Origin of the sequence: Neobacillus drentensis (genome assembly GCF_036962125.1) — a bacterium.
Lineage (GTDB): Bacteria > Bacillota > Bacilli > Bacillales > Cytobacillaceae > Neobacillus > Neobacillus drentensis_B.
The window spans coordinates 92,122-105,566 of the sequence record NZ_JBALOA010000020.1 but is presented as its reverse complement, the minus strand read 5'-3'; the positions used below and the strand labels follow the sequence as shown (position 1 = coordinate 105,566).

Genomic DNA, 13,445 nt, shown 5'->3' with positions numbered 1-13,445 from the left:
TTAAAATGAGCAAAATAATAAAAAGTATTTACTATAAAGTTATATTGGGTTATTCCTATACATAGAATAACTATATACATAAAAATTCTATGTTAATTTATTACTTTATAGAAACCCCTCTAAATGGGGGATGTTGGAACAACGGAGAGCTTCTTTTTTAAAATAAATTGTCAGTTAATAAAGTTGAATGAGGTGATGATGGGTTTTTATTATTTTTTATTACTCTTTATAGGTGTTGTTCTTCTTATAATAGGTACACTAAAAAAAGACGTATCTCGTTTAGTTAAAATAGTTATTTTCCTGTTTGTTATCGGAATTCTATTTATCGTCACTTCGTTATTTTTATTAATGCCTGGTAGTTCTGATATTATTTCCGAACTTATAAAATTGTAATAACAGGGAGTTAGTTGAACAAATATATCGAGTGGTACTCGGAGTAATCGCAGTGCACACTTTTTAATGCACTGCTTTTGGTTTTTCATTTTTGGATTAAAATCGCTTTAAATGTGCCAAAATCGATTTTTGTATCTTTGTGAATTCCCCTGGATCTTCACATTATCAATGAAGTCTAAGTGAATTATCGCAATTAATTCCTCGATTGTTATGTCTGTCCCATAAGGTTCTAAATCGAACGATAATACTTCTCCATGTAAGACCTCAGCTTGACGCATTCTAATTTCTAAATAAGCTGTCATACTCTCTTCACTTTGATATTCATCTATCACTTCCTCGAGTGTTTCAAATTCAAATGCATTCTTGGTTAGGGGTTTCATGGTCCGCTTCTGTTTCATATTTTTTTGAAAGTACTTCCTTTTCCCGGTGATTAAAAAGTCAGCAAGCTGTTGTGGCTTTCCTAACCCTCTCTTTATTCGATGAAGGGGAAGGAAAGTAGCCATAAGGCTGGAAATTTATACTTACTTCGATATATCCATCTCTCCTCAATCGTTTCAGAACAGCAGTGCAGCATTTTATAGGCTGTTTAAGCTAATGCAAGCTTAAACTTGAAGATTGTATTTTTAAATCTATGTATTTGCGAAACAGCTAAAAGGCGTTTGGCTCACCTATTCCCTTAAAAATAAGAAAAGGGGGTATGTAAGATGTGCAAGCTTGCGCCTCATAAACGTAGTGGTCATACAGTTTGTGGACATTTCCGTGCTGGTAGATGGATTCATGAACATTTTCGTTCTGAATCATATGTGAATGCTCACTGCGGTCTATAATTAAAAGAAGAAGGAGGGTAGCCTATTCTTCTTCTTTTACGTAATTTAAATATAAATGTACCTTTGTACGATTTAAAACATGCAAAAGTGTTTGTAGAGACAATTAATGAGATCATTCAAGAGAAGATAGAGGACATCTATGCAATAGAGGAATTAATAAACCTCCTTTTCTTAGATTTCCTTCGTCAGATTGATAGGGGAATGAATCTTGATACATTGGCCAAATGGATTAGAAGTGTTCAGAAAGATGAGATTGATTCAGAACTTTCCATTAACCATTACCTTCAAGAGAAAAATGAATTAAATATAGAGGATTTAAAACAGCATTTTAAAAGAAGAAATAACAGAAAAGAGGAATCAACTTATATAAGTGTAAAAATAGAAAAACAACATGTGCTGAGAGGAGAAGTACTCCTTCATGATTTGCAAGAACTTTAACCTGACCTCAAAGAAGGTTTTGATTTTTTAGCTTTTTCCTAAGAAGTTACGATCTCTACAATATTTTTTAATATTTGGTAATTTCCAGATTTAATCTGACTCATGATGTCTTTAAATCGAAGGGTTAAAAACTCTTCTACATTTAATTGACATAATAGTACGAACTAAATAGCTAATAATAATCTATATTTTTCAATGATTACATTCTCTTTTTTGTCCTTAAATTTGAAAAAGAAGTTTATAAAAACCCTCAAGTATAAGAGGAGGAAAACGGAAGTCTTGACTCTTCAGATAAACCTATACACGGGGAGGTATTTTCATTTTATTACAACATTCCAAACATACTCTAATTATGTTAAAAAAAGTAAATGCGATAGGTTGTTATGTTATTATAGTATAAGACTATCTGCCATTTTTGGAGGATTATTAAATGGATGTATTAGTACTAGAACAGGAAATTAAGGACTTGCGTTCTGAATTATATAAATTAGGGAGAGAAACAAATAAATATTCTAAGGGTGAAATATTAAAAGTTAGCCAAAAATTAGACGAGAAAATTGTGCTTTATCAAAAGGCAAAAATAGCGTTAACATTATTTTATTAAAACAATAAATAAAGGATTATTTTCCAGGGAAAATTACATATGACTATTTTACTATTTTTAGTATAATAATAGAAAAATAAACAGAATTATAAATTTTTCTATTGGAAGGGTAATTTGAATGGAGAAAATAGTAGTAACTGGTTATGGAGTCAAAGGTCCAAAATCAAATAATATTGAAGAATTATTATACAATTTAGAAAATGGAGTTAATTGTTTAGAAATCGTATCTAATCTGTCACCTAAAGGGGAGGAATCCCTTGTTGGCAGAATAAACGAAGCTTTACATGAATTTGAAACTGATAAACGCTTCAAAAGATTTCCAAGGGTTACCCTAATGGGGATGGCGGCAGGCAAAGAGGCAATTGATCAGGCTAAATTGATAAATCTGCAAGATAAAAAAGTAGGTGTCTTTTTTGGCACTTCTTTAGGTTCTGTTGGTGAAAAAATTTACCAGGAGTCTATCATAAATGTTCATCATTCCAATTATCGAGAAATTCCTGTCACCTTTTCTCATTATGTAAATTATCATAGTATCACCTCAGCCATTGCCCATTATTTAGGAGCTAAAGGTATTACGAAAACGATTACTACCGGCTGTACGTCCAGTTTAGAAGCCATTCAGGACGCAATCGTATACTTAAAGTGTGGTATGATTGATGTAGCGATAGTTGGCGGAACGGATAGCTTGATTGATAAAATGGCTACATATGGATTTGCTAAAACAAAATCAATTGCTTTAAATCAATCGTTACAAGAGGGGGCCGTTCCTTTTAGTGAAAACAGTAAGGGTTTTGCCATTTCGGAAGCCTCCGGGGTTGTCATTTTGGAAAGAGAGGAACATGCATTACAAAGATCTATTCCTATTTTGGGTGAAATTGAGAATGTGGTCTCCAATAATGACGGTGTTTACTTATACTCTTTAGATGAAACTGGCGATCAAATGGTTAGTGCCTTGAAAGAAGTACTAAGGAATAGAAAACCTGACTATATTAATAGTCAGGCAGTAGGAATTCAAGTAAACGATAAAATCGAAAAGCGTTGCTCCGAGGAGCTATTCAACCATGCTGTTCCTTATACGTCCATTAAAAGCATGATGGGAAATCCTTATGGAGCTACTGGAATCCTACAAGTTATAACGTCCTTATTAAGTATTAATCATGGATTTATCCCTCCAACCATTCGAACAAACAAAAAGGGGTTCGAAGAAATGAACATTGTGACGACAACCTTATTTCAAGAAATAAAAGAGGTAGCGGTCACTACTCATGGTCATGGAGGGAATAATGCCTGTGCCTATATAAAGAGATATCAATAGAGTGGTGAAAAACTTTGATCATTGCATTTTTGATCGCTATTATTGGAATTATTCCAATAGTGTTAGCGATTTCGGTTTTAAAAATATATAAAGGTTCGGAATTAGCATTTGCTTTATTTCTTTATATGCTCTCCATCAGTTTTTGGCAATTAGACATTGCCGTTTTATATTTAAAAGGTGTACTTTCAGAAGAGTTAATTACTTGGCTTTTTAGGTTTTTTAGGATCGGGCCAACTTTTATGATTCCTCTTGTATTTTATTTAGCGTATGTTCTAATCAATAAACATACCACCAACATTAAAAATCAAGCTTTTTATAAGTTTCAATTTTCTATGTTTAATCCTAAAGTGTTGTTTTATCTAGTCGTATGGAGCTTTATTGTCTATCTAATAAATATGACAAGATTCGGAATCATCGGAGTAAAAGAGGTTAAAATTGTTAATTCTGATCTTTATTTCTATTTTCCGGAATATGGACCGCTGCAATTTTTGTACCTTTTTCATACTAGTAGTTTCTTTATTCTAATTATTTTTACTTTTATTATTTCTAGACAAATTCATAACCTCTATTTAAAAAATTTTTTAGGAACTTTTTCTTATTGTAGCTTGTTACTATTTATTTTTGGTTTATTAAATTTTATACCTGGGACAGGAGCATTATTTAGCAGTTTAGGGACCATCATCTTTTCCGTTATTATTGTTTTTTCTTTTGTTAAACTGAACACGATATTGACTGTAAACTATAATCGTTTAATGGAACGTCAGAAGAAACTAGATAATGCGGGCAGTCTTACTGCTAGTTTAGTGCATGAAGTGAAAAATACTCTACAAATTATTAACGGCTATTCGAAATTATTAGGCGAATCACAACTGCCTTCTGAAGGTAAAAGGATGAACGTAATGATTCAAACTACTGCAAATCAAATGGAAGATTTAATTAATAATTACACAAAATTATTAAAGTACAAATCCATTGATTTCAAAATGGTGGATTTGAATGAAATAATAGAACAATCAATTGAAATATCAGCAGAGTTTTTCCTAAGAAATGATGTAGAAGTTGTTTTTGGTAAAAAATATTCAACATTAAAAACCTATGCCAACCAAGCGTATTTAAAGCAAGTTTTTGTCAATTTAATTAAAAATAGTTCGGAGGCTTTTCCGAAGGAAAGTTCCATAAGAAATATCACGATTTCTACCGATATTCAAGTGGATAGAATTATTATTAATATTATTGATACCGGAAAAGGAATTCCTGCGGACCATTGGAATAGTATTTTTGATCCTTTTACGACTTCTAAAAATGAGGGATTAGGATTAGGTTTACCATTTGTAAAAAACATCATTCTTGAACATCGAGGAGATATAAACGTGGTGGATAGCAGTTCAAAAGGAACTCATATACGAATTATTTTACCCCAGTATTATTTTAGTAACCTTTAAGAATGGATATTCCAAATGAAAATTAGATCCTTTTATTTTTTTCTGGTAAGGGATGAACATAGAGCGTGGAATGAAAGAGGTAAAGAGGCGATAAAAGAAGTTCCTTCGTTGATTCTAAGTTTTGGCATGTTTATTATCGCTGTTTTGAATTTTTATGATAAAAATTAGACTTCCTGAACACGCCAAAATTTAAAAACAATTTTTCATTAACAAAAGTTGAAACCTGTTAAAAAAAATTCTAACCAGGTTTCAAGGGAACGATTGCGTTGTTTGAGTAACATCTGAGTTGTCTCCTTTTAAATTCGGCTAGGCTGATCACACGATATGAAGCCAAAACACAACCTGCAATACATAATAAAAGCTGTATTCCTAATTTTTTCAATAGGGATACAGCTTTTTTTCTATTAAAATAAAGGGAAAATCAACCATAATAGAGAATCTATTAAACAAAATTATATATTACTAATAAAGGGAACATGAATAATAGTGGAGGTCAGTGTATGGAAAAGGAAAAAATCAAATACGATGAACCTAACTTAATTCTTGTCAACGGTATAGGGAAGAATAAAGAGGAAATATGCAAGGCATATATTGAACTGTTCCAAAGCGGTTACACTTTAACAGCTGAAAAAATTGCTGATTATCTGCGTTGTAGTTATCAGCATGTGATTGAGACAATTGTGCCAAAGGTTAAACATATTCGTATAACTGAAATGGCAAAGATGCTGCTCCTAAAGCATTTTGAAGGTGAAGAGTATGCTTCGTTATTTTATAAAAGAATCTTATTTCATGAAAATGACTTTAAACGATATATTATGAAGAATGCTGAAAACATTATCTCTTACAAAAAATTTTTTGAACGTGATTTTGAACCAGTAGTAATTGAGCAAATCAAAGCTAAGCTCTTAGTATCTAATGCAAAGACAACAGGTAAGCATTTAACTCTTGAATCTTATATGCAACGGGTGTTGAACTCCTTTTTATGGAGAAATTTTAAAAATGAGCCGATCATAATTAAAACCCTGGAGGATTCCCCAACTACCTTATATAGTCAAAGAGATTTAATGGAGATTTTTCGAGTGAATTTTAAAGCGGAGTTTTATCGCAAGCTGGAATCGCTGGGGATTAATAAAATGAAATTGGGCAATATGGTCCGCTATCGTAAAGAAGAAGTAGAAGAAGAGTTTCTTGCGAAAATGTATATTACTGCTTTCCAAAGATTATACAAATTGTCAGATGGCCGATACATAGAGGCTATTCAGGAAAGAGCATTAGAGCTTTTAGGGTAAATAATAGGATACAAGATAATAAAGGTAACTTATTTTAAATATAGTGTTTCTTTACACCACGCGCTAATTTCTAAATTGAAACTCTTAAATGCTTAAAATGTGTTCACTATGGAAGTATGTCTGTTAAGCGAAATGGTAAATATCGTTCCCCTCAACGCTATCTTTGAGGGGATGTGGGAAATCTTTCAATGATATGACAGGCAGCCCATTGCTCACCCTGCAATAGAATAGAAAAATGGAAGCCCTCCAAATTTTTGAGGGCTTTTTCTAAGGGCGTAATTCTGGATGTGCTTTATATTTAAACACTTTTAAGTTGCAGATGCAATTAAAGAGGGAGAAGAAAGAATAACTCTTGAATACACTATAAAATCTGGAAGAGATTTTAAAACTGACTATGTCATGGAGAGAGTCAACCTGGACAATGGACGATAGGTTTTTCCTTATAACACGCAAAAAAAACCAGCAATTATGCTGGATTTTTTTTGTGCGACAGGCAGTTGTACCTTGGTGCAGAACTACTGCACTGAATGAGTTGGATAACTAGTTCAGTAAAAAACCTAACTTTAATTCCATAAATTTTAAAATTTTAAAATAAATTTAGGGTTATTATAATTCCAAATGTGTACGATATCAAATAGCATTAAAGAAACACGAGTTGTGAATTTCAACCTAAAAAGTCGAATTCCTGTACACTAAGGAACCGACTTTTTTAGATTGAATTGTCAACAAAAGCTACCCTGTCACTAGGCCTGTAAGGTGAGCAAATAAAAGGAATCAAATATATTAAATGGTTTAATAATTGAACTTTATAACTCTAAAATCATAGCTAGAAGCACTAATATCAGTTAATGCTTTATGAAGATGATTATTTGTATGACCAGAATAGTATACTACACCGTTAGAAACATAGTTAACTATTACCGTATGATACCATTTTCCAGTGGATTGATTTTTAATTTGGATAATATCTCCCGGTTTAACATAAGACGCAATACCAGTATGACCTGTGAAAACTTTATAACTATGCCCTCTATGTCCTACCCAATAAGAGTAAAAATCACCTACTACTGTCCATGAAGTTGACCATCCTCTACTGTTATAAGGTAAGGTTTTATTATACCAATCTGTAGTTGTAGTATGATAACCAGGTGAACTAGTAGTGCCGTCCATTGGCAACCCTGCATACCAAACAATTTGAGAAGCATAGTTGGTACAATCGTTTGGCATTTCTCCGAATGATGAATTGATTGAATTCCAATAAGTGTTCATATATGACTGAGCTTTTGAACCACTGAAGCTATAGGTGGAAGTACTAAGTGAAGTTGACAACTCTACAGCAGAAACAGATTGTTGTTCTTTAACAGAATTATCTAGTAAGTAATTTGCCATATTAGAATAAGTTCTTACTTCCTGAATTGTTTGTGCTTTTAATGAGTCACTTAATATATAAGGTACTGGTTCAGCATTCGGATCAATGGTGCTTATATATATATCATAATTATCTAAGTAAATACTTGCATAAGCTCGTATTAAATCCTGTTCTATTTCGTCTGCTAATTGGAGTTCAACTGCTGATGTCAAAAATTGAATATATTCATTTGAGCCTACTGGATAATCTAATCCATTGTTATGTAGATAATCAACAGTATGTTGCTCAGCTTCACCAACTGTGAAACTATCAATGCTAGTTGTTATAATAGTAGGCGTAGTGGATTCTGCAAATGATACCCCCGATACTGAAAAGCTTAGAATGACTGCAAGTAATGCCGATGTTAAGATTTTTACCATTTTCCCCATGATTTTTCTCCAACTCCCAAATTGTAAAATTTTTCATTTCTACTAAATAATACCATAAAAAATAAAAAATGTAATAATTTCAAATATTTTGTTATAATAGATAAAGAAAGGATGGGATAAAAATGGTTAAGAAAAGAAAGAAAAATATTTATTTAATAATTGCTATTGTTATTATTTTGCTTTCATCAATAGTTGGATGGAAATTTTATGATGGAAACCAATGGAAGAACCCAAGATGGGAAGGGAAAAGTAGTGAAGGTAATTGGAAAGCAGTTTTGTCAAAGGATAAGAATTCTAATTCAGACAAGTTTTTTGGAATGCTTTACTGGACAGGAAATAAAAAGGATGAAAAAAAAATATATATAACACTTTCTCAATTTTATATAAATGATAAATATGTTGCAGGGGATCGAGCTGAAAGAGTAAGCAAAAAAGAGCAGATTGTAACGGATAAAGATAATAGGGGATTTGTTGATTGGGAACAGCTAGAAAATATAAAAGATAATAAATTAGTTGTTTATTTACATTGGAAACAAGATAACCAATTACATAAAACAAAAATTCAATTAAAAAAGGTAACAGACCATTAAATTAACCATTTTGCATTTATGAAGTGCTGAAATTAAAACAGTAAGACCCTAAGCATCCTTAAGCCGTTCTCTTTTGGAGTACCCGCAGCTATAAAAACACATATAAAAACAGCTAAAATAGCAGAGTAATTCGTATAAGAATTCGCTCTTTTTTTTTGTTGATATAATTGGGTTTATGACAATTTTCATACAAAATTTACTTTATAAACCGCAGGTGAATTAGCACGAGCATAATAAAAATTATGCTTATGCTATTTCCAGTGCCAATAGGCTTGCTAATTGATAACTAAAAAAACGACAGTTACCCTGTCGTCATTAAAACTTCTTATTGAACATAAGGACCCTATAGTTCAACAAGCTGTTTCTCTTTTTTATTTGTATTCATCTAGGATTGCAATAAACCACTTTATGATTAGGTGTTCCACTGAATAAATTTACTCCTCAGATTAACAATAACCCTAGTGTTATCATTTAACACTAAACTTCAATGTGGAGGGATATACTTTGAATATTCTTTTTAGCTTATTATCGACCATAATTATTTTGGGTATTAGAGCAGGATTCTTAATTAGTAGTATAACTTCCAGATTAACATCTTTGTTAAGAATGCCATCTTTAACTTAGGCAATGAGTATTCCACAAGTATCGTCTATTTCGCATTGTTGTAAGAAAAAGGTGAGCATGTATTATGCTTACCTTTTTTAGTGATTTCGTTATTTCCTAAAGAGTGTTTTTCCTCTTCGTAACAATCAAAAAAAATTTCATACCTCTTGATGAATTGGTAAATAATATCATAGAGGTGACGGAATGGAAAAGGATAAATTAAAACTCACATCTTCCGAAATAGGAACTTTATGGGGAGAGTATGTAAATGGAACAGCCGTTGATATTGTAAATAGATATATGGTCTCTATTATTGAGGATGAGCAAATTAAAGCTATTTTTGAGGATGCTATCAAGACATTCGAAAAGCAAAAACAACAAATCGTTACTTTTATGGAGAACGATGGGTTTCCCGTTCCAATTGGTTTTACAGAATTCGACCTCTTCAAAGGTAAACCGAGGTTGTTCACAGATATATTTTGCCTGAATTATTTACACATCATGACATTACATGGTTTGCTAGGACACTCCACTTCATTGGGCGTTTCTGTCAGAGAGGACTTAAGATTTTTTTACGACTCTTGTGATAATGATGGGAAAAGGATGTATCATCAAACAATTGATTTATTGCTTGAAAAAGGAAGTTTTCAGAGAGACCCTTTATTTTATCCAGGTAAAAACCCTGAAAATATTTCCAGCCAAGATTTCACAGATGGATTTTTCGGAAAGGGTAGAACGTTAGCAGCGACAGAAATCATAAGTATTTCTTTCAATCTTAAAAAAAGTATTATGGCAAAAACTCTTTCAATCGCATTCAGTCAAGTCGCACAATCAAAAGAAGTAAGGAAATTTTTAGAGGATGCCGAAAAAGCGGCTGACAAACAAATAAAAAGTTTTTCAAAAATTATGCAAACGGATAATTTACCCGTTCCTAAGTCGTGGGAAGCTGAAGTTACAACCTCAACAGACTCCCCTTTTTCCGATAAGTTAATGTTGTATCATACTGGTTTCTTATTCCAAGCTGCACAAGCGTATCACGGGGTAGGTTTAGCATCCGCAATGCGAGCAGACCTTGTAGCCACTTACGAAAGCACCATTCTACAAAATCTTATTGTAACGAAGAAATGGTTTAATATTATGGTGCAAAATAAATGGTTAGAACAGCCTCCACTTGCTCCTAATAGAAAAGAAATTGCAAAAGAAAAATAATAAGAACTCTGTTTATAGGATATGTATAAGTGAATAGGAGTCCATTTGAAAAACTAATGTGGAGCATTGCACTTCCTGGGTTTGGGCAGTATTTAAACGGAAAGTATTTTAAAGGCACTGTTCTATTGATACTTGAATTTCTGATTAATGTACAAGCTAATTTTAATCAGGTCATACTTCTAAGTTTTCATGGAGAAATTGGAGATGCCATAAAACATGCTGAATATCAGTGGTTGATGTTTTATCCTTGTTTGTACTTTTTCTCTATGTGGGACGCAGTGAAAGATGCAGGCGGAGGGAAAGACCCTTATTCTTTTCTTCCGTATGTGTTTGCTGCATTTTTTGTAACTGTTGGATTGATTTTTTCCTCGAACTTAATGATATTTGGAGTATTATTGGGTCCTGTTTGGCTCCCAATATTGTTTGTTTTTCCTGGAATAATAATTGGGTTTATTACTAGAGAAATCATAAAAAACATTCCTTAAAATACTAAAAGCAGTGCGATTTCAGTTGCGAAATCCACTGCTTTTATACTTGTTTTTATATCTGCTTTTCCCTATGTGGGTACTCCAAAAGAGAACGGCTTATAAGCATCCTTAGGGTGCTTTTTTATTTTCACCTCCTCTCTTCTTTTTTGCTATAACTCTATATAGGGGTACCACCAAATTCTGTCCTAACGACAATTGACTAGGAAAATAGAAATCTGATTTAATGTAGTAAAGGAACCTTTAAAATTAATAGTTTATGTTTTTAGTCCAGTGGCCATTCCAATAATCTGTGGAGTCATCGCTATACTTATTAGTGCAATAATTCTACTGGAGGTGTTGCCAATGGAAACTAATAAATATTTTCTTGCAGGTAAAACTATATCAACAGGTATAATGATTAACTTTGCTAGTGACTTAATCAAGATTGTGGTACTAGCACTGGCTTAAGAACATAAAAGTAAAAGACACTTCTCAAGGGGGAGTGTCTTTTTATCACTAACAACAATTCGTATAATGCTAATTTTACGCAAAATATACAATAAGATTAAATGTTTGGTATAATATTCCTACACCATAATTTTTAGGAGATGAAATCCATGGAATTATCTCAGGAACAATTTTTCAAAAGTTATAACATTAGCAAATCTGATTTTGATGCGGCAGAAATAAATTGGGAGTCCCTATTAGACATATATAAAGAATACTCCTCATATAAAGAAACGTTAAAGCCCACAGCAGAGTATATATCAAATATGTTACGTACACACCCGGAAGCTCATTCAGTTAGATCGAGAGTTAAAGACCCAGAACATCTAATTGATAAAATTATTAGAAAGATAATTAGAGAAAAGAAAAATAAACCTGATTATACAGTTGACATTAATAATTACAAAAACGAAATTACTGATTTAATTGGGATTCGAGTTCTTCATCTTTATAAGGATCAGGCCGTTTCCATTGATAAATTTATCAGGGAGCTATGGAATTTAAAAGAAAAGTGTACGATTAATTACCGTGAAGGTGATTACGCCAAAGAGGAAGAACACAAAGACAATGAATTATTTAACTTCAAAGTACATCCTGCTGGTTATCGTTCATGGCATTATCTAATTAGCACTAAAGCAACAAAACATCTACATATTGCAGAAATACAGGTAAGAACAATCTTTGAAGAAGGTTGGAGCGAAATCGATCACCAACTCAGATATCCTAACGATACAAATAACGCGCAGCTTACTAAGCAATTATTAGTATTAAATAGAATTGCCGGTAGTGCTGACGAAATGGCAACGTCAATTAGAGAATTAAAGCTTAACACAGGGAAATTAGAAGCTGAAAATCTCAAAAAACAAAATGCAATTGATGAATTAAAAACGCAGCTTGAAGAGGTACTAAAAGATTATAAGGTTGAAAAAGCTGATAAAGAAAAACTTCAATCTAAAGTTCAAAAACTGGAAAGCTCACTTACATTTACAATTCCTAGTAAACAACAGCAAGAGTTCATGGTTATTGGTAGTGGGAAAATTAGAAATGGCTTAAACTTAAACTTATTTGCTGGTCCAGGGCCATTAGTAGTTGAACATGATAAAAATGGTATATTTGATACAAAGAAATATTTAGAGGGCTATACACACCCTGCTCTTAAAAAGGATGATACTCCCCCCTCTATTTCAATTAAAAACAGAAAATAATGATTAATATGGATACTTTGCTTAAAGCACAAAAAGAGAAAGTAACATAGGGATATTAGTTTGTGGGGAGGCATTATGAAATTAAATGGTTTAAAAGAATTATATCAATGTATGAAGCAACAAAAGATAGAACGCTATAAATTCGATTTTATTTACCAATCTGTACAGTTTGATGTTCTGTACTTTATCGATGAAATTCCCAATATACTTGCTTTTGGAATTAAGCAGCATAACTACTATTTTGAAATTCCTGTTGGTAAAGATTTTGAGATAACAGCCTACTTAAATGAGTACCATAAGTTTTGCAAAATTATGGGCTTTGAATATAACCCAGATAGTCATTATAAACCTGCTTACTTTTTCGAAGAGTTTAATAAAAATATCCCTAAGATAGCCTTACCCACCAATGTTCCAAAGCCTAGCCAAGTAGCAATATATCGAGATAAAGTTGAGGAAGCAGCTAAAATCTATTTTGTTAAATGGCGAGATAATAGTAAAGTTGGACATAAAGTAAGCACCGAAAATCTTGAAAAGACAAGGTTGTTACTCTCTTATAAAGCGTATCGTATGTGTAAAGAAAAAAACATTAGTAGCTGCTGGAGTGCTAATCCTGAAGACGAAAATCCATTTAAACACCCTAATTAAATTTTTTGGTGAAACCTTTGGTCACTATTTAATTAAATAAGCTAAAAAGCAAATTTAAGATGTTTCTAAACGGCCAGAATTAATGAATAGAGCACAAATAACAAGCCAATTTTC

Annotated in this window: 14 protein-coding genes and 1 pseudogene; 13 read left to right on the top strand and 2 right to left on the bottom strand. The window is 32.3% G+C overall.

What is annotated here, in order from left to right; all coding sequences use genetic code 11:
- Nucleotides 1–500: 500 nt before the first annotated feature.
- Nucleotides 501–773 (bottom strand): hypothetical protein, encoded by a 273-nt coding sequence (locus V7121_RS18005; protein ID WP_335406773.1) that lies wholly within the window; start codon nt 771–773, stop codon nt 501–503.
- Between the two features lie 324 nt (nt 774–1,097).
- On the opposite strand from V7121_RS18005, the gene V7121_RS18000 reads away from it, so the two are divergent.
- From V7121_RS18000 to V7121_RS17970, 8 genes and pseudogenes are all read left to right on the top strand, one after another.
- Nucleotides 1,098–1,220: a hypothetical protein gene (locus V7121_RS18000; protein WP_286138028.1), complete on the top strand. Its 123-nt coding sequence runs from the start codon at nt 1,098–1,100 to the stop codon at nt 1,218–1,220.
- 201 nt (nt 1,221–1,421) lie between these two features.
- Nucleotides 1,422–1,658, top strand: a complete 237-nt coding sequence (locus tag V7121_RS17995; RefSeq protein WP_335547318.1) for a hypothetical protein — start codon at nt 1,422–1,424, stop codon at nt 1,656–1,658.
- Between the two features lie 430 nt (nt 1,659–2,088).
- Nucleotides 2,089–2,262: an aspartyl-phosphate phosphatase Spo0E family protein gene (locus V7121_RS17990; protein ID WP_098262484.1), complete on the top strand. Its 174-nt coding sequence runs from the start codon at nt 2,089–2,091 to the stop codon at nt 2,260–2,262.
- A gap of 118 nt (nt 2,263–2,380) precedes the next feature.
- Complete coding sequence (locus tag V7121_RS17985; RefSeq protein WP_098262485.1) at nt 2,381–3,577, top strand: beta-ketoacyl-[acyl-carrier-protein] synthase family protein; 1,197 nt, start codon at nt 2,381–2,383, stop codon at nt 3,575–3,577.
- 14 nt (nt 3,578–3,591) lie between these two features.
- Nucleotides 3,592–5,019 carry a sensor histidine kinase gene (locus V7121_RS17980; protein WP_098262486.1) on the top strand — a complete coding sequence of 476 codons (1,428 nt, stop codon included), beginning with the start codon at nt 3,592–3,594 and terminating at the stop codon, nt 5,017–5,019.
- A 15-nt stretch (nt 5,020–5,034) separates the two neighbouring features.
- Nucleotides 5,035–5,187, top strand: a complete 153-nt coding sequence (locus V7121_RS24960; protein ID WP_420489472.1) for a putative holin-like toxin — start codon at nt 5,035–5,037, stop codon at nt 5,185–5,187.
- Between the two features lie 332 nt (nt 5,188–5,519).
- Nucleotides 5,520–6,308: a hypothetical protein gene (locus V7121_RS17975; RefSeq protein WP_098262487.1), complete on the top strand. Its 789-nt coding sequence runs from the start codon at nt 5,520–5,522 to the stop codon at nt 6,306–6,308.
- A 92-nt stretch (nt 6,309–6,400) separates the two neighbouring features.
- Nucleotides 6,401–6,519 (top strand): annotated as a pseudogene (locus tag V7121_RS17970) (IS1595 family transposase); the annotation flags it as partial.
- Between the two features lie 581 nt (nt 6,520–7,100).
- On the opposite strand, the gene V7121_RS17965 reads toward V7121_RS17970, so the two are convergent.
- The gene (locus V7121_RS17965; protein ID WP_098262488.1) at nt 7,101–8,105 is read right to left on the bottom strand and encodes an amidase domain-containing protein; all 1,005 of its coding nucleotides are present in this window, start codon (nt 8,103–8,105) and stop codon (nt 7,101–7,103) included.
- A 122-nt stretch (nt 8,106–8,227) separates the two neighbouring features.
- Between V7121_RS17965 and V7121_RS17960 the strand changes: the two genes are divergently transcribed.
- The 5 genes from V7121_RS17960 (at nt 8,228) to V7121_RS17940 (ending at nt 13,331) form a co-directional block, all read left to right on the top strand.
- Nucleotides 8,228–8,695 (top strand): DUF4944 domain-containing protein, encoded by a 468-nt coding sequence (locus V7121_RS17960; RefSeq protein ID WP_098262489.1) that lies wholly within the window; start codon nt 8,228–8,230, stop codon nt 8,693–8,695.
- A gap of 807 nt (nt 8,696–9,502) precedes the next feature.
- Nucleotides 9,503–10,507, top strand: a complete 1,005-nt coding sequence (locus V7121_RS17955) for a DUF3231 family protein (RefSeq protein WP_098262490.1) — start codon at nt 9,503–9,505, stop codon at nt 10,505–10,507.
- A 29-nt stretch (nt 10,508–10,536) separates the two neighbouring features.
- Nucleotides 10,537–10,992: a hypothetical protein gene (locus V7121_RS17950; protein ID WP_098262491.1), complete on the top strand. Its 456-nt coding sequence runs from the start codon at nt 10,537–10,539 to the stop codon at nt 10,990–10,992.
- Between the two features lie 599 nt (nt 10,993–11,591).
- Entirely contained in the window at nt 11,592–12,686 is a 1,095-nt protein-coding gene (locus tag V7121_RS17945) for a hypothetical protein (protein ID WP_098262492.1), read from the top strand.
- A gap of 75 nt (nt 12,687–12,761) precedes the next feature.
- Nucleotides 12,762–13,331 carry a DUF6037 family protein gene (locus tag V7121_RS17940; RefSeq protein ID WP_098262493.1) on the top strand — a complete coding sequence of 190 codons (570 nt, stop codon included), beginning with the start codon at nt 12,762–12,764 and terminating at the stop codon, nt 13,329–13,331.
- Nucleotides 13,332–13,445: the final 114 nt, after the last annotated feature.